Origin of the sequence: Nonomuraea sp. LPB2021202275-12-8 (genome assembly GCF_037044575.1) — a bacterium.
In the GTDB taxonomy this organism is placed as follows: Bacteria; Actinomycetota; Actinomycetes; order Streptosporangiales; family Streptosporangiaceae; genus Nonomuraea.
The window spans coordinates 153,983-180,548 of sequence record NZ_JBAHWD010000016.1; the positions used below are offsets into that span (position 1 = coordinate 153,983).

Consider the following 26,566-nt stretch of genomic DNA (forward strand, 5'->3'; position numbering starts at 1 on the left):
CCGCCTCCCGTCCCGCCCGCCGGCGGGGCTGAGTCGCGGCCTCAGAGCCGCAGCGGGCGGCCGCCGACCACCAGGGCCACGTACTCGGATTCGGCGGCGAGGCGCTCGTTCAGCCTGCCCAGGGCGTCTCTGAACATCCGGCCGCTGGCCGTCGCGGGCACCACGCCCATGCCGGCCTCGTCGGAGACGGCCACGACGCGCCCCGGCGCGTTCCGCCACGCCCTGACGAGCTCGTCGCAGCGCTCGTCCACGGGGGTGCGATCGCCCCGCCAGGCGCCGTGCTCGTCGAACACCGCGGCCAGCCACGTGCCCAGCCCGTCGATCAGCAGTGGCGTGGTGGCGGTGCCGATCGCCTCCGCCAGGCCGGTGGTCTCCGCCGTCGCCCAGTGCGCGGGCCTGCGCGCGCGGTGGGCGCCCACCCGCGCCGCCCACTCCGGGTCCCCCTCCCCGCCAGGCCCGGTGGCGACGTAGGTGACGTACGGCTCGGCGGCCAGCCGCAGCTCGGCCTCGGCGGACTTGCCGGAGCGGGACCCGCCGAGCAGCAGCGCCCTCCTCGGCTGCCCGTCAGGCGGCGGCGGGGGACGGTCGGTGTCGAGTACGGTCCCGTCCGGCACGGCGTGCGCCCCCCACATCCGCAGCCGCCTGGCCAGCTCCTCCTCGGACCTGACGCGGTGGTCCAGGCCCACGGCGACCACGTGGGTGCGCCCGTGCACCTGCCCGGTCGCCCGCAGCGACCCGAGCCGCTCGGGCCGCTCCAGCGGGTCGATCAGGACCACGTCGTAGGCAGGGCCGGCCGCAGGCAGGTCCCGGTCCGAGGGCGCGTACAGCAGGCGGGTCCCGTCGGGGGCGGTCAGTCCCGAGCCGTCACCATGGACCCGGTAGCCGTCCGGCAGGTCGTCGAAGGGGAAGGCCACCACGTCGTCGACGACCATCCCGAACGGCCGCCGCCCGGGCGGGCGCGCTGCGGCCAGGCCACCCTGGGATTCCGGGACCTGCGAGGCGCAGGAAGCGCATGGGCATCCCGGCTCGGGCCAGCCCGCGGCGCCCGCCGTACCGGTGAGAAGGACTTTCACCGCGCCGAGCGTACAAACAGCCCGCCGGAGCCGCGCACCGAGGGAGCCACGGCGGGGTCAGGGCGAGCGGCGCGCGGGGGAGCGGGAGCGGCGGCGGGTGGCCACGACCGTGCCGCCGCCGAGGAGGGCGAGCGCGCCCGCGCCGGCCAGGAGCAGGGTGAGCGGCGGGCCGCCGGAAGGGGCGGCGGCGGGTTCGGCGGCGCCGAGGTCGGAGCCGCCGCGCTCCTTGGCCGGGTAGCCGTCGATGGAGACGACGTCGCCGGCGGTGTTCGCGCGGGTCCTGGCGGCGGAGGCGAGGAGCTGGGCCGAGGTGGCGTCCTCGGCGGCGGTCACGCACTCCAACAGGTCACCGGCGGGCGGCCGGTCGCCGGGGTAGGCGTCGGAGTCGGCGTCGCCGAAGTCCACCACCACGACGACGCGCTTGTGGCCCGAGGCGGCGGTGTCCATGCCGCACACCGCCTGGAACGCCGGCTGGTCGCCGCCGGGCGGCTCGCTCGCCGTGCCGTCAGGGGAGGCGGCGAACCGCCAGCCCACGACGGAACCGTCAGGGGGCACGTCCCGGGCGGTGGTGCCCAGCCAGGCTGTGCCGTCGCTCTGCCAGACGCTCCACAGCCGCGCCGCGCCGGGGTCCCGGCCGGTCGAGGCGGAGGCGGGGGTGGGGGAGGAGAGCAGGGCGGCCGCCCCCAGAACGGCGCCCGCGGCGACGAGATACGCGCGCAGCATCGATCGACCTCCGAGCTCGGGGAGTAGGGTTCCAGTGCCGTCGAGAGGGTGCGCCGGCGAACCCGCGGAAAAGGAGCGTATGGCATGACATGGCGGTGGCGTTATGAAAATGCAAATGGTGGTGAGGTGACGGACAAGCCTTTGCCGCGAGAGGTTTTTCCGAGCCAGGCGGACGCGGAGTCCTGGATCGGTGAAAACTGGCGTGAGCTGCTCGAATCCGGTGTTGAACGGGTGGCGCTGCTCGACGAGGATCGAGTCGAATACACGGGATTGTCATTGCGGCCGGAGTGAATTCCAGAGAATGGGAAAACCCCTTGAGCGCCATTGTGGCTCAAGGGGTTTTCGATGCCGCGGGTCAGGGGCGCCTGGGAGGGCTCGCGGTCTTGGCGGGGTCGCGCTCCACGATCGGGGCGATCGCCTCGTCGATCCTGCGCATCACCTCGGAGTCGAGCTTGACGCCCGCCGCCTTGACGTTGTCGTGCACCTGCTCGGGCCGGGAGGCGCCGACGATGGCGCTGGCGACGTTCGGGTTCTGCAGAACCCAGGCGACGGCCAGCTGCGCCATGGACAGGCCGAGATCGGCGGCGATCGGCTTGAGCTCCTGCACGCGCGCCAGCACGTCGTCGTTCATGAAGCGGGCGATCATGCCGCTGCCGCCGGCGGAGTCGGTCGCCCGGGAGCCCTCCGGCGGGGCCTGGCCGGGCAGGTACTTGCCGGTGAGCACGCCCTGCGCGATCGGCGACCAGACGATCTGGCCGATGCCCTCGCGCTCGCTCAGCGGCACGACCTCGGACTCGATGACCCGCCACAGCATCGAGTACTGCGGCTGGCTGGACACGATGCGGTCGAAGCCCATCTCGTCGGCGATCTTCAGCGCCTCGGCGATCTGGCCGGCCGTCCACTCGCTGACGCCGATGTAGAGGACCTTGCCCTGTCGGACGAGGTCGTCGAAGGTCTTGAGCGTCTCCTCGAGCGGGGTCTCGTGGTCGAAGCGGTGGGCCTGGTAGAGATCGACGTAGTCGGTCTGCAGGCGGCGCAGCGAGCCGTGGATCGACTCGGTGATGTGCTTGCGCGACAGGCCTCGGTTGTTCGGGCCCTTGCCGGTGGGCCAGTAGACCTTGGTGAAGATCTCCAGGGAGTCCCTGGGGATGCCCTTGAGCGCCCGGCCGAGGACTGCTTCCGCCTTGGTGCCGGCGTAGACGTCGGCGGTGTCGAACGTGGTGATCCCCTCGTCGAGAGCCGCCTGCACGCACTGCTTGGCGGCGTCCTCCTCGACCTGGGAGCCGTGAGTGAGCCAGTTGCCGTAGCTGATCTCGCTGACCATGAGACCGCTGCGGCCGAGGTGACGGAATTCCATACATCCGACCTTAGGGGTCCTTGTGGCCTTTCCTTGACCCGGGGGCGGTCCGGAGACCGCTCGTGAACGGTGAGCGATAAGGTCGGCCTGTGCCCAACCCCGTCCGGACGGCGCTCACCGCCGCCGTCCTGCTGGCGATAGCCGTGCGCCTGCGCCGCCGCGCGCGCCTGACCGACGGCCGGCGGCCGCCCGACGCTCCCGCGCCGCATCCGTGACGGCCGTCATGGGAGGGGTGGCGTTCTCCGGGGCCGGGCTCTGAGAGAACGCGTCCCGGACAGGGCGCGCATGATCGCCGCCGTGGAGTCACTGGCCGGCGTGCACCACGCATACGACCTGCCGCCCTCTCCTGAGGACTCCGATCTGGTTCGACCGCGCCCGTCGACGCTCGGCCCGCCGTCAAGCGGGCATGCCGAGCCGACGGCCCGCCGGATGGCGGGCACTCGGCTGCGGGGCCTACTTCTTCGGCGGCACCGGCTTGCCGCCCGGCAGCACCGCGGGCGGCGGGAAGCGCAGCTTGCGGATCTGCAGAGCGCGCATCGCGGCGTAGAAGCCCACGCCCTTCAGGCTCTCGTTGGGCAGCTTCGCCGCCACCTCCTTCTTGACCTTCCAGGCCACGTAGACGGAGGTGAACAGCACGCCGATCATCATGACCGGCCAGCCGAACACGATCACCGCGTTGAGCACCTGCACGCGGATGGCCGGCGGCCACGGCACCCAGGTGGCCAGCAGGATCAGCAGCGAGAAAGGCAGGAAGTACTGGCTCGGGAGCCGCCGCGAGTCGACCCAGTCACGGGCGAACTTACGGGCCGGACCCTTGTCACGAGCGGGGAAATAACGCTCGTCACCGGCGAGCATGCCCTTGCGGGCCCTGTCACGCTCGGAGGCCTGCTTGGCGCGCATCGCCCGATAGGCCTCTTTGCGGTCCTTGGGCGCGCTGACAGGCTGGCGCCGCCTGCTCTGGGCGTCTCTGCGCTTGGGTGTGGGACGACCCTTACCCTGGGGCTTAGGATCGTCAATGGGGACGGGGGTGTCGTCCACGGTGGTTTGGGAACGGCGTCGCAACACGACCTCAACCCTACCTGTAGTGCAACTTAGTGACGCCCTCGTGCGTTATGCGTAGGGTAATCCCAAGGCGGCTGCGCTGCACTGGGTGAACACAGCACGACCTAAGAAGGGGACGGCCGACGCGCATGAGCGTGATGAAGAGACTTTCGATGATCTTCAAGTCCAAGGCCAACAAGGCCCTGGACAAAATGGAGGATCCACGCGAGACCCTCGACTATTCCTACCAGCGGCAGCTCGAGCTGCTGCAGAAGGTGCGTCGCGGGGTGGCGGACGTCGCCACTTCTCGCAAACGTGTAGAGCTGCAGATCAACGGTCTCGAGCAGCAGGGCAAGCGTTACGAGGAGCAGGGCCGCAAGGCGCTGTCCGTTGGCCGTGAGGATCTCGCGCGCGAGGCGCTGCAGCGTCGTTCCAACCTGCAGTCGCAGATCGCCGATCTCAAGGTGCAGCATGACAACCTGCAGGCCGAGGAGGAGAAGCTGACCACGGCTTCCCAGCGGCTGCAGGCCAAGGTGGACTCCTTCCGGACGAAGAAGGAGACGATCAAGGCCACCTACACGGCGGCCGAGGCGCAGACGCGCATCAACGAGGCCTTCTCCGGCATTTCCGAGGAGATGGGCGACGTCGGCCTGGCGATCCAGCGTGCCGAGGACAAGACGGCCCAGATGCAGGCCCGCGCCGGCGCCATCGACGAGCTGCTCGCCAGCGGTGCGCTCGACGACTACAGCGGCACCCGTGGCGACGACATCCAGGCCGAGCTCGACCGCATGGGCGGCGGCATGGACGTGGAGCTGGAGCTGGCCAGGATGAAGTCCGAGCTCGGCCAGGGGCCGGCGCCCAAGAGCGCCATCGAGCCGGGCCAGCCGCAGGAGCAGCCGCAGCCCCAGCCCAACCAGCAGACGCAGCAGCTGCGCCAGCCAGGGGAGGGAGCATGATCGTTCGCATCATGGGCGAGGGGCAGGTCGAGATCTCGCCCAATGACATCTCCGTGCTCAACGAGCTCGACAGCGAGCTCGAGGCGGCCATCGAGTCCGACGACGAGAAGGCCTTCCGCGTCAAGCTGCACGCGCTGCTCGACAAGGTCCGCCACGTGGGCAAATCGCTGCCGGACGACAGCCTTGAGCCGTCAGAGCTGATCCTTCCCCCCGCGGACGCCTCGATACAGGAGGTCCGGGAGATGCTGGGCGACCAGGGCCTGATCCCGGGCTGAGCCCGTGCGCACGCGCTTCGCGGCTGACAGCGGCCTGACCCGCCGCATGGTCGTGACGCTGTTCCTGCTCGGCCTGCTCTACGTGGTGTTCGTCGGCGTCCTCGTCGCCCTGGGCGTGCGGGCGGTCGCCGTGCTGCTGATCGCGGGGGTCCTGCTGCTCGTGCAGTACTTCCTGTCGGACCGCATCGCTCTGTACGCGATGGGCGGGCGGGAGGTGTCGCCACAGGAGGCCCCCGAGCTCCATGGGCTGATCGACCGGCTGAGCGCGCTGGCCGACATGCCCAAACCGCGGGTCGCGATCGCCGACTCCGACGTCCCCAACGCCTTCGCCACCGGCCGTAATCAGAAGAACTCCGTCGTCTGTGTGACGACAGGCCTGCTGCGCCGCCTGGAGCCCCAGGAACTCGAGGGCGTGATCGCCCACGAGATGTCGCACGTCGCCCACCGCGACGTCGCCGTGATGACGATCGCCTCGTTCCTCGGCATCGTGGCGGGGCTCATGACGCGGATCGCGCTCTACACCGGCCTCGGCGACCGCCGCTCCAACGGCCAGGGCGGGCTGCCCATCGGGGTGATCGTCATGCTGGTCTCGATCCTGGTGTACGCCGTCAGCTTCCTGCTCACCCGCGCCCTGTCGCGCTATCGGGAGCTCGCCGCTGACCGGGCGGGCGCGCTGCTCACGCAGCGGCCGTCGGCGCTGGCCAGCGCCCTGGTCAAGGTCTCCGGGGAGATGGCCAGGATTCCGACCCGCGACCTGCGCGAGGCGGAGCCGTTCAACGCCTTCTACTTCGCACCCGCGCTGGCCAAGGGGGAGACGCTGGCGAATCTGTTCTCCACCCACCCGCCGCTGGACAAGCGGCTGGCCCAGCTCGCGCAGATCTCCAACCAGCTCGGAAGGGGTTGACCGCCATGGGCTGGCTCGACACTCTCCTTGGCCGGTCCAAGCCGGTCAAGCCCAACCTCGACGCGCTGTTCGCGCTGCCGTCCGCGGCCGTGACGCTGCAGGCCGCCACCGGGATGATGCCCTCGGGGCTCGGCTCGGTGTCCTACAGAGCGGCCGAGGGCGGCGCCTTCGCCACGCTGGAGCACGACGTCAAGGCCCTGGTCGGTGAGCGGGTGGAGGAGTTCACCGACAGCTACGGCTACACCTGGCTGGAGGTGCGGCGCACCTCCGACCAGATCGGTGACCTGGTCACGGAGCTGCACGCGGTCAACTCCTCGCTGGAGTCCGCCGGGTTCGGCCCGTCGCTGCTGTGCTCGCTGGTGTCGTTCGCCGACCCTGACGGCAGGCGGCTGGCCATCGTCTACCTCTACAAGCGGGGCACCTTCTACCCGTTCGCCCCGCTCGCCGGGCAGATGCGGGACAACGCCCTGGAGATGCAGGCCAGGGCGGCGCTGGAGGGTGAGCTGCCGCTGGAGGAGGACCTCAACCGGTGGTTCCCCGTCTGGGGTGCGCCGGGACTCTGATAGCCCTCGGTGATGTAATTGTCACGTGGAGCGAAGGTTGTACGTGCTCGCGGCTTCCGCGTTCATTGCGGCGGCCGTGCTGTACTGCGCGTGGATCACCGGCCAGTTCACCACGCCGGCGGTCGACAGGGCGCACGGCTACGTCGGCGAGCTGGCGGCACGCGACCAGCCGTGGACTCGCCTGTTCAGGGTCAGTGACGTGCTGTCCGGCCTGGCGTGCCTGGCCGGGGTGGCGATGGTGCCCAGGGTCCAGCGCGAGTGGCCGGGCTGGCTGGCGCTGGCGGCCTTCGGGCTGCTCACCATCGCCGGCGGCGTGTTCCCGCTGGACTGCGCGGTGCTGAGCGCCCCGGCGTGCGGGCTGGGATCGCGGTCGTTCCCGCACCACGTGCACGTGGTGACCGGCATGCTCGCCACGGCCGCCGTGCTGGCCGCCATGGTGTTACTGAGCATCCGCTGGCGCACTCTGACGGCCTGGCTCATCACCGGCCTCACCGGGGCTCTCACCGTCTTCGCCGCCATCGCCGTGGCCGCCGGTCAGTTCGCCGGCCTGGCGCAGCGCCTGCAGGTGACGCTGATCGCCGGATGGCTGGTCTACGTGGCGCTCAGGCTGCTGGTCTGTGACGTGCCCACGCTGGTGCCCGGCCCGCTGCACGTGGTGCGGCAGGGCCAGGGACCTGTCGTGCTGATCGCCACGGGCCCCGCGGCGGCCTGGTGTCACTGGGACGGCGTCGCGCAGGAGCTGTCCAGGAACCACCGCGTCACCCGCTTCGACCGGCCCGGGCTCGGCCTCAGCCCCGCCTCGCCGGTCCCGCCCACGCTGCACGGCGAGGCGGCCCGGCTCGCCGCCCTGGCCCCCGCCCATCCCGAGCGGGTCACGGTCGTCGCGCACGCGGTTTCCGCCTGGCACGCCGAGGCGTTCGCCAGGCTTCACCCGCTGCGCGTGGCCGCGCTCGTGCTCGTGGATCCGAGATGCGACACCGGCCGCGGGCGCGGCGCGTCCACCTTCGGCAGGGCGCTCGGCAGATGGCTGCCCGCGCTGGGCGCCACGTGGGGCGCGACCGCGCTGGCGCGGTGCGCCGGGCCGCCGGCGCACCGCCTGCTCTGCGGTCGCGCCGACACGCACGGCCTCTACAGCAAGGGCCGCGTCCTGGCGGCCGCCGCGGGGGAGTGGCTCGCGCGCCGCGACATGGCCGCCGACCTGCGTCGCATCAGGGCCGAGCACCCCTTTCCCGACGTGCCGGTGACCGTCCTGTGCGCGGACGTACGGCGCGGCTGCCGCAGGAGGCTGGCCGAGGAGCTCAACGCCACGCTCGTCCCGCTCCCGTCTCCAGGCTTCCGGGTGCACCTGCGCGTCCCCGGCGCCATCGCCGACGCGGTGTGATGCCGAACAGGTGACGCGAAGCCGCGGTAGCCACCAGAATGTCGGGAAAAGCGGCGATATATGGGGGATGTAATGCCGGACCTCGCGCCCCTGCGTGCAGGGGACCCAGCCTCGGTGGGGGCCTACACCCTGACCGATCGCCTGGGCGAGGGCGGGCAGGGCACCGTCTATCTCGCCTCGGCCGGGAACGGGCAGCAGGTCGCGGTGAAGCTGCTGCGCGCCGACCTGGCCGGCGACGACGAGGCGCCGGTGCGGTTCGTCCGCGAGGTGGAGCTGGCCAGGCGGGTCGCGCCGTTCTGCACCGCTCAGGTGATCGAGACCGGCCTGCTCAACGGCCGCCCGTACATCGTCAGCGAGTACATCGACGGCCCCACCCTGACCGACGTGGTGAGGACGCGGGGACCCCGCTCCGGAACGTCGCTGCACCGGCTGGCCATCGGCACCGTCACCGCGCTCGTCGCCATCCACCAGGCCGGCATCGTGCACCGCGACTTCAAGCCGTCCAACGTGCTGCTCGCCTCCGACGGGCCGCGGGTCATCGACTTCGGCATCGCCAGGGCGCTGGACCTCACCTCCACACTGACCGCCAGCGCGATCGGCACGCCCTCGTTCATGGCGCCCGAGCAGCTCAGCGAGTCGAGCCCCGGGCCGGCGTCGGACATGTTCGCCTGGGCCTGCACGCTGCTGTTCGCCGCCTCCGGGCACGCGCCGTTCGGGCAGGACAGCCTGCCCGCGGTGATCAACCGGATCATGCACGCCGAGGCCGACGTCAGTCCCATCCAGGACCCGGCACTGCGCTCGCTGGTGGTGGACTGCCTGGCCAAGGACCCCGCCCGGCGGCCTTCGGCGAGCGAGGCCCTGATGCGCCTGCTCGGTCACGCGCCCGGCGTGCCCGCGCAGGGCGGGTTCGCCCCGGGCGCCGCGATGCCGGGCCCGGCCGGCGGCTACGGCCCGATCGGCGGCGTCCCAGGTCCGTCCGGCGGTGCGCCGCATGGCATGGGAGGCCCTTCGGCCGGGCCCCGGATGGCCGCGCCCGGCCCAGGCGGGGCCGTACCTGGTCCCAGGGAGGCCGGCGCCGGCCATGGAGGGGGTGCTTCCGCCCCCGGAGGGGCCTGGACCGGCCCTGGTGGGACGGTTCCCGGCGCCGGGGGGACGCTGCCCACTTCGGGGGGCGCCGGTCAGGCCGGGGGCGCGCCGGGCATGGGAACCGCGGCGGGGCTGCTCCAGCAGGGGAGCGCGGCCGCCGCCGGCCCGGCCCCAGGCGTGTGGCAGGGCTACGGGCCGCCGCCCCCGCACGCCCGCCCGTTATACCCGCAACAGCAGCACGGGCAGGGCGGCAGGCGTGCCACCGGCTGGATCGTCGCCACCGCCGTGGCGGGCGTGCTCGCGCTGCTGGCCGGGGGCGCCTTCGTGGCGACGCGGATCGCGGCACAGCAGACGGTCACTCCCACGCCGAGCCAGAGCCTCACGTCCTCCTCCACCCCGTCCACACCGACGCCCACCCCCACACCGACCCCCACACCGACCCCCACGTCCTCGGCCCCGACCACGATCAAGCTGCCCGGCAGCGGCGTGGAGATCGAGGAACTGGACTCCGACCCGATCAAGCTGGCCTCGTACAGCCTGAACAGCGGGAAGTCCGTCTATGTACGGCGGGCCGGCACGGACGTCTTCAGAGCCGACAGACGCTACTTCGAGTACGCGCTGAACCACGACGGCACCAAGGCGCTCGGCACGGACGTGGACTACAGCACCGACAGGTACGCCCAGCTGTCGGTCATCGACCACCGGGCGGGCAGCAAGCGCACCGTCAAGGTCAGCGCCTCGCCGGTCTTCCCCACCACGCCACGCTGGTCGCCCGACGGGAGCATGGCCCTCGTCACCCTCTACAGGTCCACCGACACCGAGAGCGTCGAGTACGGCTACGGCATCGTCGACGTGGAGGCGGGCACCGCCCGTACCTTCCGGATCAAGGAGAAGGGCGCGGGCGAGTGGCGCTTCTTCTGGGACGCCGGCGGGCAGGCGGTCGGCACCTGGGTGGGCGACAGGATGAAGTTCTACGACCTGAACGGCAAGGCGGTGCGCACGCTGTCGGACGTGGGCGCGCCCGTGTGGGTGGAGGGCGAGGACGTCTCCCCGTCCGGCAGCCGCTTCCTCGCTCACTGCACCGCGGCGCGCACCTCGATCTGCCTGCGCTCCACCTCGGGCGGCGACGCCGGGTCCGGCACCGGCACCGTTCCGTTCGCCAGCGACCGGCTCATCGGCTGGTGGGACGATGAACACCTGGCCGTCTGGCGCGCCAAGGGGACGGGCCAGGAGGCGGTCGTGATCGACTTGTCCGGCAAGGTCGTCCGGGTGCTGGCGACCGCGGCCAAGAAGGCGGAGTTCGACGACATGGCGTTCCGGTTCAGCAGAGGCACGCCGTAGACCAAGACCGGCCGAGCGAAGGAGTTGGCGTGGACATCACCGTCGTCGGAGAGGGCGCGGTCGCGGCCGCGCCGGACGTCATGCGGCTGCACGCGGGCGTCGAGGTGCGCAGGCAGTCCGCGGCCGAGGCGTTCGCGGGGGTCAGGGCCGCCGCGGCGAGGCTGGCCGAGGCGCTGCGGGGGGCCGGGATCGCGGGCGAGGATCTGCGCACCACCGAGCTCTCGCTCGGCCCGGAGTACGAGGCCTATCCGAAGGTGTCCGCCTATCGGGCGGCGCAGGGTGTCGAGGCCGTGATCCGCGACCTGTCCCGGGCCGACCGGATCATCGACACGGTCGCCGGGGTGGGCGAGGAGGCCAGGCTGAACGGGGTGGCCTTCGAGCTGTCGAACCCGGACGCGGCGCTCAGGGAGGCCCGGGACCGGGCGTTCGCCGACGCCGCGGCCAAGGCCTCGCAGTACGCGGGGCTGGCCGGGCGCCCGCTCGGCGGGGTCGTCTCCGTGAGCGAGGAGGTCGATCGCGGGCCGCAGCCCATGCGGGTCGCGGCCGCGATGGAGGACACGGCGTCGGTCAGCCCCGGACGGCAGACGCTGACGGTCGTCGTCCGGGTCGGCTACGCGTTCGGCGAGTAGGAGGCGAGTAGGAACGGTCAGGCGGGCGTCCGGTGGTGAGCGGAGTCCGTCAGGCGAGTGCGAGCATCCGGTCGAGGGCGACCCGCGCCCAGTGGGCGGTGTCGTCGTCGACCGTGATCTGGTTGACGACCTCGCCGAGCGCCAGTGACTCCAGCGCCCACACCAGGTGCGGCAGGTCGATCCGGTTCATGGTCGAGCAGTAGCAGACGGTCCTGTCCAGGAACGAGACGTTCTTGTCCGGGAACATCTGCGCGAGCCGCTTGACCAGGTTCAGCTCGGTGCCGACGGCCCAGCTCGAGCCGGCGGGCGCCGCCTGCAGCGTCTTGATGATGTGCTCGGTCGAGCCCACGTGGTCGGCCTTCAGCACCACCTCGTGCCGGCACTCGGGGTGCACCAGCACGTTGACGCCCGGGATGCGGCTGCGAACGTCGTCCACGGACTCGGCCGTGAAGCGGCCGTGCACCGAGCAGTGGCCCTTCCACAGGATCACCCGCGCCCGCTCCAGCTGCTCCTGGGTGAGCCCGCCGTTCGGGCGGTGGGGGTTCCACACCACGCAGTCGTCGAGCGACATGCCCATCTCCAGCACGGCGGTGTTGCGGCCCAGGTGCTGGTCGGGCAGGAAGAGCACCTTCTCGCCCTGCTCGAAGGCCCAGTCGAGGGCGCGCCTGGCGTTGGAGGAGGTGCAGACCACGCCGCCGTTCCGGCCGCAGAAGGCCTTGATGTCGGCGCTGGAGTTCATGTATGTGACGGGAATCACCTGATCGGCCAGGCCCGCGTCCTCCAGCGCCTCCCAGGCCTCCTCGACCTGGTCGAACGTGGCCATGTCGGCCATCGAGCAGCCCGCGGCCAGGTCGGGCAGGATCACCTTCTGGGACGGCGTCGTCAGGATGTCCGCCGACTCGGCCATGAAGTGCACGCCGCAGAAGACGATGAACTCGGCCTCCGGCCTGGCAGCCGCCTGCTGCGCCAGCTTGAAGGAGTCGCCGGTCACGTCGGCGAACTGGATGACCTCGTCGCGCTGGTAGTGATGGCCCAGCACGAACAGGCGGTCGCCCAGCGCCTGCTTGGCCTTGCGGGCCCGGTCCACCAGGTCCGGATCGGAGGCGGGTGGCAGCTCGCCGGGGCAGTCCACTCCCTTCTCGCTGTGTGGATCGGTGCCCTGACCGAGGACGAAGAGCGGCAGCCCAGTCTGGGTAGCCATGGCCGTACCCCCTTATCGTCGAACTGACGATACCCATGATGACATACGCCGTGGTGGATTTATTCCGGGGGTGGGAGGACGGGGAATGTGTAGCACCCGGCAGGTGTTGGTAGCGTCATTAGCAGGACGTCGGAAACAGACAGCCGGGTTAGGGAGTCAGCAGATGACGGTTGAGAGCAGCGAGACCACGACGCAGGGCCTGATCCTGACCGAAGCGGCCGCCGCCAAGGTCAAGAGCCTGCTCGAGCAGCAGGGCGAGGAAGGCCTCCAGCTGCGCGTGGCCGTGCAGCCGGGCGGCTGTTCCGGGCTGCGTTACCAGCTCTTCTTCGATGACCGTTCGATGGACGGCGACGTCGTGTCGGACTTCGGCGGCGTGAGCGTGGTCACCGACAGGATGAGCGCCCCGTACCTGCTGGGCGCCTCCATCGACTTCGTCGACACGATCGAGAAGCAGGGCTTCACCATCGACAACCCGAACGCCACCGGCTCGTGCGCCTGTGGCGACTCCTTCAACTAGTCGGAGCCCGGCTAGCGGTTGCCCCGGGGGCCCCGTTCCGTCTTTGTACGGGCGGGGCCTTCGCGTATTCTCTTGGGGCTCATAGGCTTGCTGACAACGAGGAAGAAGAATCCCGTGCGCATCGCCGTCACCGGCTCCATCGCGACAGACCACCTGATGACCTTTCCCGGAAGCTTCGGCGACCAGCTCATCGCCGAGCAGCTCGACCGGGTGTCACTCTCGTTCCTGGTCGACGACCTGCAGATCCGTCGCGGAGGCTGCGCGGCCAACATCGCCTTCGGCATGGCGTGCCTGGGCCTGAGCCCGGTCCTGGTGGGCGCGGTCGGCAACGACTTCGCCGACTACCGCTCCTGGCTGGAGAGGCACGGCGTCGACTGTGACTCCGTGCACGTCTCGGACACCCAGCACACCGCCCGGTTCCTGTGCACCACCGACGAGCACCACAACCAGATCGCCTCCTTCTACACCGGAGCGATGGCCGAGGCGCGCCTGATCGAGCTGCAGCCGGTCGTCAGCCGGGTGGGCGGCCTCGACCTGGTGCTGATCGGCCCCAACGACCCGGACGGCATGCTCCGCCACACCGACGAGTGCCGTCACCGCGGCATCCCGTTCGCCGCCGACATCTCCCAGCAGCTCGCGCGCATGGCCGACGAGCAGATCCGCCAGCTCGTCGACGGGGCCGCCTACCTGTTCTCCAACGACTACGAGAAGGGCCTCATCGAGCAGAAGACCGGCTGGTCCGACGAGGAGGTGCTGAGCCGGGTCGGCGTCCGCGTCACCACGCTCGGCCCCAAGGGCGCCGTCATCGACCGCCAGGGCGAGCCGTCCATCCACGTGGCCCCGGCGCCCGAGCGCGGCAAGGCCGACCCGACCGGCGTCGGCGACGCGTTCCGGGCCGGCTTCCTGGCCGGTCTCGCCTGGGGCATGCCGCTGGAGCGGTGCGGCCAGATCGGCAACCTGACCGCCACCCACGTGCTCGAGCGGGTCGGCGGCCAGGAGTACGAGCTGGGACAGCAGACGTTCATGGAGCGCTTCGGCGCCGCCTACGGGGCCGAAGCCGCGGCGGAGATCGCCGACCACGTACGCTGCTACCACCCCTGACGAAGCTCGCGGATGACCCCGCCGTTCAGGCGGCGGGGCAGTGCTCAGCGGGTGCTCAGCGGGTGCTCAGCGGGTGCTCAGCGGGTGCTCAGCGGTTGGCGTAGACCCGGTGCACGAACTCGGCCAGCTGGGCGTCGGGCAGGTGCTTGGCCAGGTCCGCCTCGGTGATCATGCCGACGATGCGTTCGTCGTCGAACACCGGCAGCCGCTTGATCTGGTGCTCCTCCATGCGCGTGAGCGCCTCCTGGACCGTGGCGTCGGCCGGCACCCACACCAGCCCCGTAGCCAGGTCGCCGGCCCGCACCTGCGCCGGGTCGTGGCCCGTGGCCACGCACTTGACGACGATGTCGCGGTCGGTGATGATCCCGGTCACCCGGTCGTCCAGGCACACGGGCAGCGCGCCCACCCCGCTGTCGCGCATCATCTGCGCGGCGCGGTCGAGCGTCTCGTGGGCCTGGATGCACTCCGAACCCGGACTCATCAGGTCGCGGGCGGTCTCGTGCGGATGTCCGTGTGTCATGTCTTCCCCCCGGAAGTCGTGATTCCCGGGGGCCCTACCCAGTTGGCGCGTCAGTAGTTGCGCCGTACGTGGATCGCCCAGCCCCCCTGGGGAAGCTCGTAGGAGCCCACGTGCCGGTGCGACTTCAGCCGGCACCAGGCGGGCACGTCCGTGAAGGCCGCAGGGTCGTCGGCCAGGACGGACACCACGGCGTTGAGCGGGACGTGGTTGATCTGCTCGGCGAGCATGATGATCGGGATGGGGCACTTCTTACCGAGCGCGTCGATCGTCAATGCCGGCCGAGTGGTCTCTGTCATGCGACTCCTGCGTCCTGGCGGATCCGGCGCACCAGCTCGGGCAGCACGGCGAGGAACCTGTCGACCTCGGCCGCGGAAGCGCCCCTGGGCAGTGACACCCGGACATTCCCATGCGTGAGCACGCCCATCGCTTCCAGGACGTGCGATGGACGAAGCGTACTAGCGGTGCACGAACTGCCGGACGAGACCGCGAATCCCGCCTTGTCCAACTCGGTGAGGAGCGTCTCGCCGTCGACGTACAGGCAGGAGAAGGTCACGATGTGCGGGGCGCGCTCGACGGGATCCCCGATCACCTCGACGTCCGGGACGATCTTCGGCACCGTCTCCCTGATCTTGTCGACGAGGGCGGAGAGCCTGGAACGCTCCTGAGCCGCCTCGGCCGTCATCGCCCGCAGCGCCGCGGCGGCGGCGACGATCCCCGGCACGTTCTCGAAGCCCGGCACGCGCCGCCGCTCGCGCTCGTCCTCCGGCAGGAACGAGCGGAACCGGGTGCCCTTGCGCACCGCGAGCACGCCCACGCCCGGTGGCCCGCCCCACTTGTGCGCGCTCGCCGTCAGCACCGCCCAGCCGCCCGGCACCGGCATCCGGCCGGCGGTCTGGGCCGCGTCGACCAGGAGCGGAACCCCGTAGCGGCGGCAGGCCGCCGCGGCCTCGGTCACCGGCTGCAGGGTGCCGACCTCGTGGTTGGCCGACTGCAGGCAGGCCAGTGCCGTGTCGGACCGCGAGACGGCTTCGGTGAAGGCTTCCAGATCCACGCGTCCCAGCAGGTCGACGCCCACGGTCTCGGCCGTGCCGCCGTCGCGCTCGTGCACGCCGGCGGCGTGCAGCACGCTGGAATGCTCGACCGCGCTGGTGACCAGATGACGCCCCACACGCCGTCTGCCCTGTATTGTGCCGAGCACGCCGAGATGCACAGCCTGCGTGCCGGATGAGGTGAACGACACCTCGTCGGGCCGCGCGCCGAGCGCCTCGGCGACCTCCGTGCGGGCCTGTTCCAGCAGCAGGTGAGCACGGCGGGCCTGGCCGTAGAGTCTCGCGGGGTCGGCCCAGCCGACGTCGATCGCCGCCAGCAGCGCCTCGCGTGCCTGAGGGTGGAGCGGCTCGGTCGAGGCCGCGTCAAAGTACGCCACGAGACCTATCGTCCCACTCGCGGCGCGCCACCGAGGGGGCGCGCGGGAGGGCGAGGCCGTTGGACGCTAATGTGTCTGCAATCAGCTGTGCATCAGGAAATACGAGCGCTCAGGAGAAGACTCCTGGGCTTCATCTGTGGGGTAGGCGATCCGTGAGTCCGACCCGCCGTTCGACGCGGCGTTCGTTGGCCCGGCGCAGAGTGCCACGCGCCGCCGCTTTGGCGTTGCTCCTGGCCTCCGCTACGGCGTGTGCTAATGACGTTCCCAAGGCTGACTGGTCCCGTGGCCTCCTGCCGGACCACATCACCACGCAGGGTGGCGTTGTCCAGAGCCTGTGGAACGGAGCGTGGATCGCCGCGCTGGCCACCGGCATCGTGGTCATCGCCCTGATCGTGTGGGCGTGCCTGTTCCACACCAAGCGGAAGGCCAAGGCCGAGCTCCCGCCGCAGGTGCGTTACAACCTGCCGATCGAGATGCTCTACACCCTCGTGCCGCTCGTCATGGTGTCGGTCTTCTTCTTCTTCACCGCGCGGGACAGCGAGGTGCTCACCGCGGACTCCAAGAACCCTGACGTCACGGTCAAGGTGGAGGCGTTCCAGTGGAGCTGGCGCTTCACCACGAACGTGCAGGGCAAGGACCTCAAGCCGGTCGTCGGCATGCCGGTGGGCGACTACAAGCAGGGCCCCCAGCTCGTTCTGCCGGTGAACAAGAAGGTCCGGTTCGAGCTCAAGAGCGACGACGTCATCCACTCGTTCTGGGTGCCCGAGATGCTGTTCAAGCGCGACGTCATCCCCGGCATCCCGGAGAACAGCCCCGGCCGCTTCTTCGAGGTGAACACGCTCAACAGGCCCGGCGTCTACGCCGGCCGGTGCGCCGAGCTGTGCGGGGTCGACCACAGCCGCATGCTGTTCTCGCTGAAGCTCGTCCCGCAGGCTGAGTTCGACCAGTACATCGCGTCCAACCAGGCTGGGAGTGCCCAGTGACCGCCATCCAAGAACCACTCACGACGACGGCCAGGCCCACTCCCAAGGGCCGGGTGATCGCCAAGTGGCTGTCCTCGACAGATCACAAGATCATCGGGCACCTCTACCTGATCACGTCGTTCGCCTTCTTCCTGATCGGCGGCATCATGGCGCTGGTCATGAGGGCCGAGCTGGCGCAGCCCGAGCTGCAGTTCACCAGCAACGAGCAGTTCAACCAGCTGTTCACCATGCACGGCACGATCATGCTGCTGATGTTCGCGACCCCGCTGTTCGCCGGGTTCGCCAACGAGCTGATGCCGCTGCAGATCGGCGCCCCCGACGTCGCCTTCCCGCGCCTCAACATGGTGAGCTACTGGCTCTACCTGTTCGGCAGCATCATCGCCGTGTCGGGCTTCTTCACCCCGGGGGGCGCGGCCTCGTTCGGCTGGTTCGCCTACACGCCGCTGTCCAACGCGATCAGCTCGCCCGGCATCGGCGGCGACCTGTGGATCATGGGCCTGGCGCTGAGCGGCCTCGGCACGATCCTCGGCTCGGTCAACTTCATCACCACGATCATCTGCATGCGCGCCCCCGGCATGACCATGTTCCGGATGCCGATCTTCACCTGGAACATCCTGCTGACCAGCATGCTCGTGCTGATGGCCTTCCCGGTGCTGGCCGCCGCGCTGCTGGCGCTGGAGGCCGACCGAAAGTTCGGCACCAGTATCTTCGGCTCGGAGAACGGCGGGGCGATGCTCTGGCAGCATCTGTTCTGGTTCTTCGGCCATCCAGAGGTCTACATCATCGCGCTGCCGTTCTTCGGCATCGTGACCGAGATCCTGCCGGTCTTCAGCCGCAAGCCGATCTTCGGCTACATCAGCCTCGTGGCCGCGACGATCTCGATCGCCGGCCTGTCGATCACGGTCTGGGCGCACCACATGTTCCCCACCGGGCAGGTGCTGCTGCCGTTCTTCTCGTTCATGACGTTCCTCATCGCGGTGCCGACGGGCGTGAAGTTCTTCAACTGGATCGGCACGATGTGGCGCGGGCATCTGAGCTTCGAGTCGCCGATGCTGTTCTCGATCGGCTTCCTGGTGACGTTCCTGCTCGGCGGCCTGACCGGCGTCATCCTGGCCTCGCCGCCGCTCGACTTCCACATCAGCGACACCTACTTCGTGGTGGCGCACTTCCACTACGTGGTGTTCGGCACCGTGGTGTTCGCCATGTTCGCCGGGTTCTACTTCTGGTGGCCCAAGTTCACCGGCAAGATGCTCGACGACAAGCTCGGCAAGCTGCAGTTCTGGCTGCTGTTCATCGGCTTCCACGCCACGTTCCTGATCCAGCACTGGCTCGGCGTGCTCGGCTTCCCGCGCCGCTACGCCGACTACAGCCCGGCCGACGGCTTCACCGACCTCAACATGATCTCGTCGGTGGGCGCGTTCGTGCTCGGCGCCTCGACGCTGCCGTTCTTCTACAACGTCTGGAAGACCTGGCGCAGCGCGCCCAAGGTCACCGTGGACGACCCGTGGGGCTACGGCGGCTCGCTCGAATGGGCGACCTCCTGCCCGCCGCCGCGGCACAACTTCACCTCGTTGCCGCCGATCCGGTCCGAGCGTCCCGCGTTCGACATGAAGTACCCGCACGTGTCCGCCAAGACCCCCGTGGAGGTTGAGGCCTGATGAAGGTTCAGGGTTGGCTGTTCCTGCTGTGCGGCCTGTTCTTCGCCGGAGTCGACGTCGCCTACTGGTTCTGGACCAAGGCGGCCACCGGGCAGGGTGAGCCGGTCGGCACCACCGCGATGGCGATCTCGGTCGGCTTCGCGTTCATGATCGGCTACTACCTGATGTTCACCGCGAAGCGCATCGGCGCCCAGCCGGAGGACAACAAGCAGGCCGACATCAGCGACGGCGCCGGAGAGATCGGCTTCTTCAGCCCGAGCAGCTGGTGGCCGCTGTTCGTCTGCCTGGCGGCGGCCTTCGCCTTCGCCGGGTTCGTGATCGGCTTCTGGATGTTCCTGATCGGCGTCTTCCTGATCATCATGTCGATGATCGGATTCGTGTTCCAGTACTACCGGGGTCACTTCTCGCACTGAGTCGCACCCCACCGGCGGGCGCTCCTCCTTCAGGAGGGACGCCCGCTTTTTGGTGTTCTTTACCGGGGTGCGGATGTGGTGAATCGATCACTGAGGGTAATAAGGGAGGTGAATCAGCTCTACTCGGACGGGGGAGTGCTCGTGGGGCGCGTTGCGTATGGATCGGCCGGCCTGCTGGCCCTGGCGCTGCTGACGGCGTGCTCGTGGGGCGGCGTCGCGGACAAGGCGGGCACGATGGCGGTAAAGGCCCCAGACGCGTCCGTGGCCGTCCTGCCGCTCGACAAGTCGGCCAATGTGCCCACAGACCAGACCGTGGTCGTAGCGGCCCAGTCAGGGACGCTCAGGAGCGTCACCGTCCGGAGCAAGGCGGGCCAGTTGCGGGGCGCCCTCAGCGCCGACCGGACCCGCTGGCGCAGCACCACCACCGCGCGTCCCGGCACCACCTACACGGTCACCTCGGTTGCGGCCAATCCGCAGGGCAAGCAGACCAGGCACACGAGCACGTTCTCCACCGCCAAGGCGGTCAAGACCTTCGACATCGAGCGCATCACCCCCAACAAGGACGACACCGGCCTGACCGTCGGCGTCGGCATGCCCATCATGATCACCTTCGACCAGCCCATCACCGATCGGGTCGCCATCGAACGCAACCTCGTCGTGCGCACCTCCAAGCCCGTGGAAGGCGCCTGGCACTGGTTCGACGACCGGCACCTCGACTTCCGCCCCAGGGAGTACTGGCCCGCCCGCACCGACGTCCGTGTCGAGGCCAGCCTGGCCGGCGTGCACGCGGGCAAGGGCATGTACGGCAAGCGCGACCTCGACCTCGACTTCAGGATCGGCCGCTCCCAGATCACCAAGGGCAGCACCAACGAGCACGTCCTGCACGTCAGGCGCGACGGCAAGAAGATCCGGGACATGCCGATGAGCGCCGGCCAGGGCGGCCAGTGGAAGTACTACACGACCTCCGGCATCCACCTGGCCATGTCCCGCGAGCCGGTGACCATCATGGTCTCGCCCGGTATCGGGCCGGGCTCGGCCGGCTACTACCGGCTCACGGTGTACAACACGGTCCGCATCTCCAACAGCGGCGAGTACGTGCACAGCGCGCCCTGGTCCGTGGGCTCGCAGGGCAACTCGAACGTCAGCCACGGCTGCGTGAACGTCAGCCCGGCGAACGCGGCGTGGTTCATCAAGAACACGCTGATCGGGGACCCGATCATCATCACCGGGTCGCCCAGGAAGCTGGAGCCGACGAACGGGTGGGGGCACTGGCAGGAGAGCTGGAAGGAGTGGCTCAAGTGGAGCTCCCTGAAGGCGGGCCCCACGCTGGCCCTGAGCTCCTGAGGCCCGGCCAGGCCTCAGGAGGATCTCGTACGGCACGGCCAGGGAGGCCGTGCCGTACGAGGCTGTCCAGGGCGAGGGCATCGGGCGGGTGACATCCCCGTCCACCTCGACCCGTCACGCGGAGCCGCTGGCCTCGATCCAGCCGTCGAGGGTCGCCGAGGCGCGGCCGGAGTCGACGGCCTGGACGGCGCGGGCGTAGGCGTCGATCATGGCCGAGTCGAGGTCGTTGCCGGGGCCGTCCAGGGCCACCAGGGCGGCGGCCGCGTTGAGCAGGACGGCGTCGCGGACCGGGCCCGTCTTGCCGCGGACCAGGTCGTGCACCGCCTGGGCGTTGAACTTGACGTCGCCGCCCCTCAGGGCGCCCGCCTCGGCCCGGGGGATGCCGAGGACCGCCGGGTCGAAGGTGGTCTGCGTGGCGGTGCCGTCCTTGACGACCCAGACCGTGGACGTGGTCGCGATGGTGAGCTCGTCGAGGCCGTCGTCGCCGCGGAAGACCAGGGCGGAGACGCCGCGCTCGGCGAAGACGCCCGCCAGGACCGGGAGCATGCCGGCGTCGAAGACGCCGATGGCCTGGGCGGCGGGTCGCGCGGGGTTGGTGAGCGGGCCCAGGAAGTTGAAGACCGTGGGGACGCCGATCTCCCGGCGGGTGGGGCCGGCGAAGCGGAGCGCGGGGTGGTAGACGGGGGCGAAGCAGAAGGCGATGCCCGCCCGCTCGGCGACCCGGGCCGTCTGCTCGGGGGTGAGGTCGAGACGGATGCCGAGGTGCTCCAGGACGTCGGCGGCGCCGCAGGAGGAGGAGGCGGCGCGGTTGCCGTGCTTGACCACGCGCGCGCCCGCCGCCGCGGCCACGATGGCGGCCATCGTGGAGACGTTCACGGTGTGCGCGCGGTCGCCGCCCGTGCCGACGACGTCGACGACCGGGCCTTGGACGTGCAGCGGGGTGGCCAGGTCCAGCATCGTGCGGGCCAGGCCGACCACTTCGGCCACCGTCTCGCCCTTGGCGCGCAGCGCGACCGCGAAGGCCGCGATCTGAGCGGAGGTGGCGGAGCCGGACATGATCTCCCGCATCGCCCAGGCCGTCTCGTCGGCCGACAGGTGCTCTCCGGACAGGAGAGCCGAAAGCAGGGCAGGCCAGGTCGTCCGCGAGTCCACGGTAGGTACCTACTTAGCGTTGAGTCGGCTGGAGGAGCGGCGGCGCATCAGGTCGGCGACGGTGTCGGCCAGCACGATGGGCTCCAGGGGCTGGGGTACGACCGCGTCGGCCTTGGACCAGTCGGCCAGCCACCGGTCGTCGCGCCTGGCGATGATCAGGCAGATGGGCGGGCAGTCGTAGACCTCGTCCTTGGCCTGACGGGCGACGCCCATGCCGCCGGCGGGCTGGGTCTCGCCGTCGAGCACGGCCACGTCGATCTCGCCGGAGCCGAGCCACTGGTGGACCTTGGGCTCGGTGGCGCACTCCACGATCTCCACGAAGGGGACATCGGCAGCCGGCCGCCGGCCGATCGCCTCCCGGACCTCCTGACGGGTGGCGGCGTCGTCGCTGTAGACGAGGACCCTCATCGTGTCGTCGGTGCTCACGGTCGCGCTCACTATCGGTCGTAGCGGTATGGTCACCTGGGATCGTACCGGTGGTACGGGGTGCGGTCCCAGGCCGTCACCCCAGGTGGGTGTTTTGCACCAATTATCCCAGCTTGGCGGCATGTTTCTTGCCGCTAACGGGGGGTCGTGCGCGGGACCGACTACAGAAGCCGCAATAATGCTGCCCGTGGCGACAGCATCCGCAATAACTTCGACGACGACAGCACAGCCGTACCGCAGACCGAACCTGGTCAGTGTCGGGACGATCGTCTGGCTGTCCTCTGAGCTCATGTTCTTCGCGGCGCTGTTCGCGATGTACTTCACCATCCGGTCGGTGAGCGAGGGCCAAGGCCTCGAGTGGGGCCCGGCGCTCCTGCCCGCGGGAACCACCGCGGAAGGCGTTGCTCACCTGAACATCCCGTTCGCGACGGTCAACACGATCATCCTGGTGCTGTCGAGTGTGACGTGCCAGCTCGGCGTGTGGGCCGCAGAGAAGGGGCAGGTCGGCAAGCTCCGCTTCTGGTACATCGTCAGCTTCCTGATGGGCGCCGTCTTCGTCGCCGGGCAGCTGTACGAGTACATGGAGTTGGCGAGCGAGGGCGCGACCCTGTCCGCTAACGCCTACACCTCGGTGTTCTACCTCACGACAGGTTTCCACGGCCTTCACGTGACCGGTGGACTGATCGCGTTCCTGTTCATGCTGGGACGTACGTACGCCGCGAAGCGCTTCACGCATGAGCAGGCCACCAGCGCGATCGTCGTGTCCTACTACTGGCACTTCGTCGACGTCGTCTGGATCGGTCTTTTCGCGACCATCTACATCATTCGGTAAGGAACGGGATCTCTGTGACCAGGATCACCGCTTGGCGGCGGCATCCCCTCGCGAGATATGCCGTCCTGATTTTGGCGTTGGCGCTAGTCGGGATGGTATACGCCACCTTTGTGCAGGTGAGCAGGCCCGCGGACGCGGCGCTCGCGTCCGGCAAGGTGGACGACGTGGCGGAGGGCAGGAGCCTTTTCGCGGCGCACTGCTCCAGCTGCCACGGGCTCAACGCCCAGGGCACGCCGACGGGCCCCACACTCGTCGGCGTCGGCGCCGCGGCCGTGGACTTCCAGATGAGCACCGGCCGCATGCCGGCCGCCAACCCGAGCGCGCAGGTGCCGCGCAAGCCGCTGCCCGAATGGGTCGACGAGAAGGCCATCAGGCAGATCGGCGCCTATGTGCAGTCGCTCGGCGGCGGCCCGCAGGTGCCCGGCAAGGAGCACGTCGACCCCAAGCTCGGCGACGCCGGCAAGGGCGGCGAGCTGTTCCGCGCCAACTGCATCCAGTGTCACAACTGGGCGGGAGCCGGCGGCGCCCTCACGCGCGGCAAGTACGCCCCCGACCTGAACAACGCTTCCCCCACGCAGATCTACGAGGCGATGGTCACCGGCCCGCAGGCGATGCCGGTCTTCAACGACTCGACGATCACGCCCGAAGAGAAGCGCAACATGATCGCCTACATCACCCAGGTCCGCGAGCAGAAGGATCCCGGAGGCTTCGGCCTGGGGCGGATTGGCCCCGTCACCGAAGGTCTCGTAGCTTGGGTAGTGGGCATCTTCGCCCTCGTACTCGCCGCCATCTGGATTACCGCGAAGAAGCGACAGAAGTGATGACAGACAACGAGCATGAGATCGAGCAGCCGGATGAGCGCGTGCCCAAGCGCGTCATCGGCACCCCCGCGCCGGGCACCTCGATGCTCGGGGAGTCTCCGGCCAAGGCGGAGGTGACGTCGGAGAGCGGCGACGCCCCCGGAGTCACCCTGCAGGACGAGCAGAAGGCACGCCGGGCCGAGAAGATCGTGGCGCTCTGCTTCACGATCACCTTCCTGGCGGGCATCGCCTTCGTCATCTCCTACGTGGTGTTCCAGGTCGGGAGCCCGGAGGCCACGGGCGTCTCCAACCTGGCACTCGGCGGCACGCTGACGCTGGCGGTGATGGCGCTGGCCGTCGGCATCGTCATCTGGGTCCGCCAGATCATGCCGAAGTACTCTCTCGTCCAGGAGCGCCACCTGATGGCCTCCGGCGGCGACGACCGCGCCGTGGTGGCCGACACCTTCGTGCAGGGCGCCAACGAGAGCGGCTTCGTCAAGCGCAAGCTGCTGCGCCGCACGCTGCTGCTCGCGGCCGCGCCGCTCGGCCTCATCCCGCTGGTGCTGCTGCGCGACCTCGACAACTCCAAGATGACCGGCGCCAACTTCAACAGGCTGCTGCGCCGCACCGTATGGGGCGAGAAGACCAAGGAGGGCAAGCCGCTGCGCCTCGTCGTCGAGGGCACCGGCCAGCCGATCCGCGCGGCCGACTTCAACTCGCCGGGCAGCATCCTGTCGATCGTCCCCGAGGGCTACGAGCACGACCTGAACGTCCTGGCGAAGGCCACGCTGATCCTGATCAAGTTCCGCCCGGAGGAGATCAAGTCGGGCGTGAACAAGAACTGGACACACGACGGCATCGTCGCGTATTCGAAGATCTGCACGCACGTGGGCTGCCCGGCGGCTCTGTACGAGCAGACGACCCATCACATCCTGTGCCCCTGCCACCAGTCGACGTTCGACGCCGCCGACGGCGCCAAGGTCATCTTCGGTCCGGCGGCCCGGCCTCTGCCGCAGCTGCCGATCGCCGTCGACGACCAGGGCTACCTCGTCGCGCAGGGCGACTTCGCGGTGCCGGTCGGTCCCAGCTTCTGGGAGCGCGGCGACGCCGAGGCCGAGGCCAGGAAGGGAGGCCAGGCATGAGTGACCTGAACGAAGTCCCCAAGGCCATCGCAGGACCGTCGAACTTCCTCGATGACCGCATCGGCGGGGCCAACTTCCTCAAGCGGAACCTGCGGAAGGTCTTTCCTGACCACTGGTCGTTCCTCCTGGGTGAGATCGCGCTCTACTCGTTCATCATCCTGCTGCTGACCGGCACGTTCCTGACGTTCTGGTTCAAGCCGAGCATGGGCGAGATCCCTTACGACGGCTCCTACGCCCCGCTCCACGGCGTCATGATGTCGGAGGCCTACGCGTCGTCGCTGGAGATCAGCTTCGACGTCCGGGGTGGACTGCTCATGCGGCAGATGCACCACTGGGCGGCCCTGCTGTTCGTCGCGGGCATGATGGTCCACATGCTGCGGGTGTTCTTCACCGGCGCCTACCGCAAGCCGCGCGAGATCAACTGGCTGATCGGCGTGCTGCTGCTGACGCTGGCACTCGCCGAGGGCCTGACCGGCTACTCCCTGCCTGACGACCTGCTCTCCGGCGCGGGTCTGCGGATCACCGAGGGCGTGGCCATCTCGCTGCCACTGGTCGGCACGTACATCACGTTCTTCCTGTTCGGCGGCGAATATCCGGGCGACGATGTCATCGCCCGGTTCTACTCGCTGCACATCCTGCTCATCCCCGGCATCCTGCTGGCGCTCATCTCCGCCCACATGGTCCTCATGTGGGTGCAGAAGCACACCCAGATGCCCGGCAAGGGCCGGAACAACCAGAACGTGGTGGGCGCACCGTTCTACCCGGCCTTCATGGCCAAGGCCGGCGCCTACTTCCTGTTCACGCTGGGCGTGGTGGCCGGGCTCGCGACGTTCACGCAGATCAACCCGATCTGGATCTTCGGACCGTACACACCGGCTGACATCTCGGCGGGGTCGCAGCCCGACTGGTACATGGGCTTCCTCGAAGGCGCGCTGCGGATCATGCCCGCCTGGGAGATCAACATGTTCGGCACGGCCCATGCGGGCACGCTGCCACTGAGCGTGATCATCCCGGCTCTGGGGCCGCTCGGCCTCATCATGACGGGCCTGGCGCTCTATCCGTTCCTCGAACGCTGGGTGACCGGCGACCACCGCGAGCACCACATCGCCGAGCGCCCGCGCAACAACCCGCACCGCACCTCGATCGGCATGTCGGCCATCACGTTCTACGGCGTGTTCTGGCTGCTGGGAGCCAACGACGAGATCTCGGCGTTCTTCCACATCAACCTGAACCTGACGACCTATGTCGGTCGCGTGCTCGTGTTCGTCGCCCCGGCGGTGGCCTACGCGGTCACCTACCGGATCTGCCTGGGCCTGCAGCGTTCCGACGCCGCGATCCTTCACCACGGCGTGGAGTCGGGCGTGATCAAGCGCCTGCCGCACGGAGAGTTCATCGAGGTCCACACGCCACCGGCGGAGGACATCGAGGCCCACATCCGCGGCAAGGAGGCGGTGCCCATGCTGCCCGTGGACGAGGACGCCGCCGGCATCCCGCCCAAGGGCATGCGCGGCCCGCTCGGCAAGCTGCGCGGCAGGATGTCGAAGGCGTACGGCGGGGAGAAGATCCCCCTCGACGGCCAGCATCCTGTCGAAGAGGAGCACGCCGCCGTGGGTCCCGGCGAGGACAAGTCCCTGACCCGATGACGCATGGATGACCGGGCCCGGACGACTTGTCGTCCGGGCCCGGTCCCTTTCTGCCCGGGAGCGCCGAGGTCCGCTCGGT

Annotated in this window: 29 protein-coding genes; 19 read left to right on the forward strand and 10 right to left on the reverse strand. The window is 69.7% G+C overall.

The annotated features are described in order from the left end of the window. Positions 1-41: 41 nt before the first annotated feature. Together V5E28_RS27420 and V5E28_RS27425 are read right to left on the reverse strand one after the other, a co-directional pair. Positions 42-1,073: a bifunctional adenosylcobinamide kinase/adenosylcobinamide-phosphate guanylyltransferase gene (locus V5E28_RS27420; protein ID WP_336210608.1), complete on the reverse strand. Its 1,032-nt coding sequence runs from the start codon at positions 1,071-1,073 to the stop codon at positions 42-44. Positions 1,074-1,130: 57 nt separating this feature from the next. Then, complete coding sequence (locus V5E28_RS27425) at positions 1,131-1,796, reverse strand: SCO2322 family protein (RefSeq protein ID WP_336210611.1); 666 nt, start codon at positions 1,794-1,796, stop codon at positions 1,131-1,133. An 84-nt stretch (positions 1,797-1,880) separates the two neighbouring features. Between V5E28_RS27425 and V5E28_RS27430 the strand changes: the two genes are divergently transcribed. Continuing rightward, positions 1,881-2,087 (forward strand): hypothetical protein, encoded by a 207-nt coding sequence (locus V5E28_RS27430; RefSeq protein WP_336210613.1) that lies wholly within the window; start codon positions 1,881-1,883, stop codon positions 2,085-2,087. Positions 2,088-2,151: 64 nt separating this feature from the next. Here the strand turns inward: V5E28_RS27430 and V5E28_RS27435 are convergent, their stop codons facing one another. After that, on the reverse strand, positions 2,152-3,153 hold the full coding sequence (locus V5E28_RS27435) for an aldo/keto reductase family protein (protein ID WP_336210614.1): 1,002 nt from the start codon (positions 3,151-3,153) through the stop codon (positions 2,152-2,154). An 89-nt stretch (positions 3,154-3,242) separates the two neighbouring features. On the opposite strand from V5E28_RS27435, the gene V5E28_RS27440 reads away from it, so the two are divergent. Further along, positions 3,243-3,368, forward strand: coding sequence for a hypothetical protein (locus V5E28_RS27440; RefSeq protein WP_336210615.1), 126 nt, complete (start codon positions 3,243-3,245; stop codon positions 3,366-3,368). 238 nt (positions 3,369-3,606) lie between these two features. Here the strand turns inward: V5E28_RS27440 and V5E28_RS27445 are convergent, their stop codons facing one another. Beyond that, positions 3,607-4,191 carry a DUF3043 domain-containing protein gene (locus tag V5E28_RS27445; protein WP_336210673.1) on the reverse strand — a complete coding sequence of 195 codons (585 nt, stop codon included), beginning with the start codon at positions 4,189-4,191 and terminating at the stop codon, positions 3,607-3,609. A gap of 152 nt (positions 4,192-4,343) precedes the next feature. Between V5E28_RS27445 and V5E28_RS27450 the strand changes: the two genes are divergently transcribed. The 7 genes from V5E28_RS27450 (at position 4,344) to V5E28_RS27480 (ending at position 11,329) form a co-directional block, all read left to right on the forward strand. After that, positions 4,344-5,150, forward strand: a complete 807-nt coding sequence (locus V5E28_RS27450) for a PspA/IM30 family protein (protein WP_336210617.1) — start codon at positions 4,344-4,346, stop codon at positions 5,148-5,150. Continuing rightward, the gene (pspAA, locus tag V5E28_RS27455) at positions 5,147-5,425 is read left to right on the forward strand and encodes a PspA-associated protein PspAA (protein ID WP_336210620.1); all 279 of its coding nucleotides are present in this window, start codon (positions 5,147-5,149) and stop codon (positions 5,423-5,425) included. The genes V5E28_RS27450 and pspAA overlap by 4 nt, the downstream gene beginning before the upstream one ends. Before the next feature lie 46 nt (positions 5,426-5,471). Continuing rightward, positions 5,472-6,329: a zinc metalloprotease HtpX gene (gene htpX / locus V5E28_RS27460; protein ID WP_336210676.1), complete on the forward strand. Its 858-nt coding sequence runs from the start codon at positions 5,472-5,474 to the stop codon at positions 6,327-6,329. Positions 6,330-6,334: 5 nt separating this feature from the next. Continuing rightward, positions 6,335-6,892 (forward strand): PspA-associated protein PspAB, encoded by a 558-nt coding sequence (pspAB, locus tag V5E28_RS27465; RefSeq protein WP_336210622.1) that lies wholly within the window; start codon positions 6,335-6,337, stop codon positions 6,890-6,892. Between the two features lie 25 nt (positions 6,893-6,917). After that, entirely contained in the window at positions 6,918-8,273 is a 1,356-nt protein-coding gene (locus tag V5E28_RS27470; RefSeq protein WP_336210624.1) for an alpha/beta fold hydrolase, read from the forward strand. Between the two features lie 114 nt (positions 8,274-8,387). Further along, positions 8,388-10,700 (forward strand): serine/threonine-protein kinase, encoded by a 2,313-nt coding sequence (locus tag V5E28_RS27475; RefSeq protein ID WP_336210627.1) that lies wholly within the window; start codon positions 8,388-8,390, stop codon positions 10,698-10,700. Between the two features lie 29 nt (positions 10,701-10,729). Further along, a complete protein-coding gene (locus V5E28_RS27480; RefSeq protein ID WP_336210629.1) occupies positions 10,730-11,329 on the forward strand; it encodes an SIMPL domain-containing protein in 600 nt (199 codons plus the stop codon). Positions 11,330-11,378: 49 nt separating this feature from the next. Here V5E28_RS27480 and nadA read toward each other — a convergent pair whose 3' ends face one another. Beyond that, positions 11,379-12,530 carry a quinolinate synthase NadA gene (gene nadA, locus V5E28_RS27485; protein WP_336210634.1) on the reverse strand — a complete coding sequence of 384 codons (1,152 nt, stop codon included), beginning with the start codon at positions 12,528-12,530 and terminating at the stop codon, positions 11,379-11,381. 163 nt (positions 12,531-12,693) lie between these two features. Between nadA and V5E28_RS27490 the strand changes: the two genes are divergently transcribed. Together V5E28_RS27490 and V5E28_RS27495 are read left to right on the forward strand one after the other, a co-directional pair. Then, positions 12,694-13,047 carry a HesB/IscA family protein gene (locus tag V5E28_RS27490; RefSeq protein ID WP_336210636.1) on the forward strand — a complete coding sequence of 118 codons (354 nt, stop codon included), beginning with the start codon at positions 12,694-12,696 and terminating at the stop codon, positions 13,045-13,047. Between the two features lie 114 nt (positions 13,048-13,161). After that, a complete protein-coding gene (locus V5E28_RS27495) occupies positions 13,162-14,148 on the forward strand; it encodes a carbohydrate kinase family protein (RefSeq protein WP_336210638.1) in 987 nt (328 codons plus the stop codon). 88 nt (positions 14,149-14,236) lie between these two features. On the opposite strand, the gene V5E28_RS27500 is transcribed toward V5E28_RS27495, so the two are convergent. Genes V5E28_RS27500 through V5E28_RS27510 form a run of 3 tightly spaced genes read right to left on the reverse strand, consistent with a single transcriptional unit; the run spans position 14,237 to position 16,094 of the window. Beyond that, positions 14,237-14,668 carry a CBS domain-containing protein gene (locus V5E28_RS27500; RefSeq protein ID WP_336210640.1) on the reverse strand — a complete coding sequence of 144 codons (432 nt, stop codon included), beginning with the start codon at positions 14,666-14,668 and terminating at the stop codon, positions 14,237-14,239. Between the two features lie 50 nt (positions 14,669-14,718). Next, positions 14,719-14,964, reverse strand: coding sequence for a sulfurtransferase TusA family protein (locus V5E28_RS27505; RefSeq protein ID WP_336210644.1), 246 nt, complete (start codon positions 14,962-14,964; stop codon positions 14,719-14,721). Next, positions 14,961-16,094: a cysteine desulfurase family protein gene (locus tag V5E28_RS27510; protein WP_336210646.1), complete on the reverse strand. Its 1,134-nt coding sequence runs from the start codon at positions 16,092-16,094 to the stop codon at positions 14,961-14,963. The genes V5E28_RS27505 and V5E28_RS27510 overlap by 4 nt, the downstream gene beginning before the upstream one ends. A gap of 218 nt (positions 16,095-16,312) precedes the next feature. Here V5E28_RS27510 and ctaC point away from each other — a divergent pair, with 218 nt between their 5' ends. The 4 genes from ctaC (at position 16,313) to V5E28_RS27530 (ending at position 20,492) form a co-directional block, all read left to right on the forward strand. Beyond that, complete coding sequence (ctaC, locus tag V5E28_RS27515) at positions 16,313-17,077, forward strand: aa3-type cytochrome oxidase subunit II (RefSeq protein ID WP_336210650.1); 765 nt, start codon at positions 16,313-16,315, stop codon at positions 17,075-17,077. Further along, a complete protein-coding gene (gene ctaD, locus V5E28_RS27520; RefSeq protein WP_336210653.1) occupies positions 17,074-18,735 on the forward strand; it encodes an aa3-type cytochrome oxidase subunit I in 1,662 nt (553 codons plus the stop codon). Before ctaC ends, ctaD begins: the two co-directional genes overlap by 4 nt. Then, entirely contained in the window at positions 18,735-19,148 is a 414-nt protein-coding gene (locus V5E28_RS27525; protein WP_336210656.1) for a cytochrome c oxidase subunit 4, read from the forward strand. The genes ctaD and V5E28_RS27525 overlap by 1 nt, the downstream gene beginning before the upstream one ends. A gap of 141 nt (positions 19,149-19,289) precedes the next feature. Further along, positions 19,290-20,492: a L,D-transpeptidase gene (locus tag V5E28_RS27530; RefSeq protein WP_336210658.1), complete on the forward strand. Its 1,203-nt coding sequence runs from the start codon at positions 19,290-19,292 to the stop codon at positions 20,490-20,492. A gap of 114 nt (positions 20,493-20,606) precedes the next feature. On the opposite strand, the gene trpD is transcribed toward V5E28_RS27530, so the two are convergent. Beyond that, positions 20,607-21,644 carry an anthranilate phosphoribosyltransferase gene (gene trpD, locus V5E28_RS27535; protein WP_336210660.1) on the reverse strand — a complete coding sequence of 346 codons (1,038 nt, stop codon included), beginning with the start codon at positions 21,642-21,644 and terminating at the stop codon, positions 20,607-20,609. 9 nt (positions 21,645-21,653) lie between these two features. Beyond that, on the reverse strand, positions 21,654-22,052 hold the full coding sequence (locus tag V5E28_RS27540; protein ID WP_336210677.1) for a hypothetical protein: 399 nt from the start codon (positions 22,050-22,052) through the stop codon (positions 21,654-21,656). A gap of 196 nt (positions 22,053-22,248) precedes the next feature. On the opposite strand from V5E28_RS27540, the gene ctaE reads away from it, so the two are divergent. Genes ctaE through qcrB form a run of 4 tightly spaced genes read left to right on the forward strand, consistent with a single transcriptional unit; the run spans position 22,249 to position 26,487 of the window. Further along, on the forward strand, positions 22,249-22,902 hold the full coding sequence (gene ctaE / locus V5E28_RS27545) for an aa3-type cytochrome oxidase subunit III (protein ID WP_336210663.1): 654 nt from the start codon (positions 22,249-22,251) through the stop codon (positions 22,900-22,902). A 14-nt stretch (positions 22,903-22,916) separates the two neighbouring features. After that, positions 22,917-23,723, forward strand: a complete 807-nt coding sequence (gene qcrC / locus V5E28_RS27550) for a cytochrome bc1 complex diheme cytochrome c subunit (protein ID WP_336210666.1) — start codon at positions 22,917-22,919, stop codon at positions 23,721-23,723. Then, the gene (gene qcrA / locus V5E28_RS27555; protein ID WP_336210668.1) at positions 23,723-24,844 is read left to right on the forward strand and encodes a cytochrome bc1 complex Rieske iron-sulfur subunit; all 1,122 of its coding nucleotides are present in this window, start codon (positions 23,723-23,725) and stop codon (positions 24,842-24,844) included. Before qcrC ends, qcrA begins: the two co-directional genes overlap by 1 nt. Further along, positions 24,841-26,487: a cytochrome bc1 complex cytochrome b subunit gene (qcrB, locus tag V5E28_RS27560; RefSeq protein WP_336210669.1), complete on the forward strand. Its 1,647-nt coding sequence runs from the start codon at positions 24,841-24,843 to the stop codon at positions 26,485-26,487. The genes qcrA and qcrB overlap by 4 nt, the downstream gene beginning before the upstream one ends. The last annotated feature ends 79 nt before the right edge of the window (positions 26,488-26,566 follow it).

What these genes read in the sequence shown, in the direction of transcription:
- V5E28_RS27425 (WP_336210611.1), bottom strand. Translation starts at nt 1,796, where the DNA reads ATGCTGCGCGCGTATCTCGTCGCCGCGGGCGCCGTTCTGGGGGCGGCC.
- V5E28_RS27430 (WP_336210613.1), top strand. Translation starts at nt 1,881, where the DNA reads ATGACATGGCGGTGGCGTTATGAAAATGCAAATGGTGGTGAGGTGACG.
- V5E28_RS27435 (WP_336210614.1), bottom strand. Translation starts at nt 3,153, where the DNA reads ATGGAATTCCGTCACCTCGGCCGCAGCGGTCTCATGGTCAGCGAGATC.
- V5E28_RS27450 (WP_336210617.1), top strand. Translation starts at nt 4,344, where the DNA reads ATGAGCGTGATGAAGAGACTTTCGATGATCTTCAAGTCCAAGGCCAAC.
- pspAA (WP_336210620.1), top strand. Translation starts at nt 5,147, where the DNA reads ATGATCGTTCGCATCATGGGCGAGGGGCAGGTCGAGATCTCGCCCAAT.
- htpX (WP_336210676.1), top strand. Translation starts at nt 5,472, where the DNA reads ATGGTCGTGACGCTGTTCCTGCTCGGCCTGCTCTACGTGGTGTTCGTC.
- pspAB (WP_336210622.1), top strand. Translation starts at nt 6,335, where the DNA reads ATGGGCTGGCTCGACACTCTCCTTGGCCGGTCCAAGCCGGTCAAGCCC.
- nadA (WP_336210634.1), bottom strand. Translation starts at nt 12,530, where the DNA reads ATGGCTACCCAGACTGGGCTGCCGCTCTTCGTCCTCGGTCAGGGCACC.
- V5E28_RS27490 (WP_336210636.1), top strand. Translation starts at nt 12,694, where the DNA reads ATGACGGTTGAGAGCAGCGAGACCACGACGCAGGGCCTGATCCTGACC.
- V5E28_RS27500 (WP_336210640.1), bottom strand. Translation starts at nt 14,668, where the DNA reads ATGACACACGGACATCCGCACGAGACCGCCCGCGACCTGATGAGTCCG.
- V5E28_RS27505 (WP_336210644.1), bottom strand. Translation starts at nt 14,964, where the DNA reads ATGACAGAGACCACTCGGCCGGCATTGACGATCGACGCGCTCGGTAAG.
- V5E28_RS27525 (WP_336210656.1), top strand. Translation starts at nt 18,735, where the DNA reads ATGAAGGTTCAGGGTTGGCTGTTCCTGCTGTGCGGCCTGTTCTTCGCC.
- V5E28_RS27540 (WP_336210677.1), bottom strand. Translation starts at nt 22,052, where the DNA reads ATGAGGGTCCTCGTCTACAGCGACGACGCCGCCACCCGTCAGGAGGTC.
- ctaE (WP_336210663.1), top strand. Translation starts at nt 22,249, where the DNA reads ATGCTGCCCGTGGCGACAGCATCCGCAATAACTTCGACGACGACAGCA.
- qcrA (WP_336210668.1), top strand. Translation starts at nt 23,723, where the DNA reads ATGACAGACAACGAGCATGAGATCGAGCAGCCGGATGAGCGCGTGCCC.
- qcrB (WP_336210669.1), top strand. Translation starts at nt 24,841, where the DNA reads ATGAGTGACCTGAACGAAGTCCCCAAGGCCATCGCAGGACCGTCGAAC.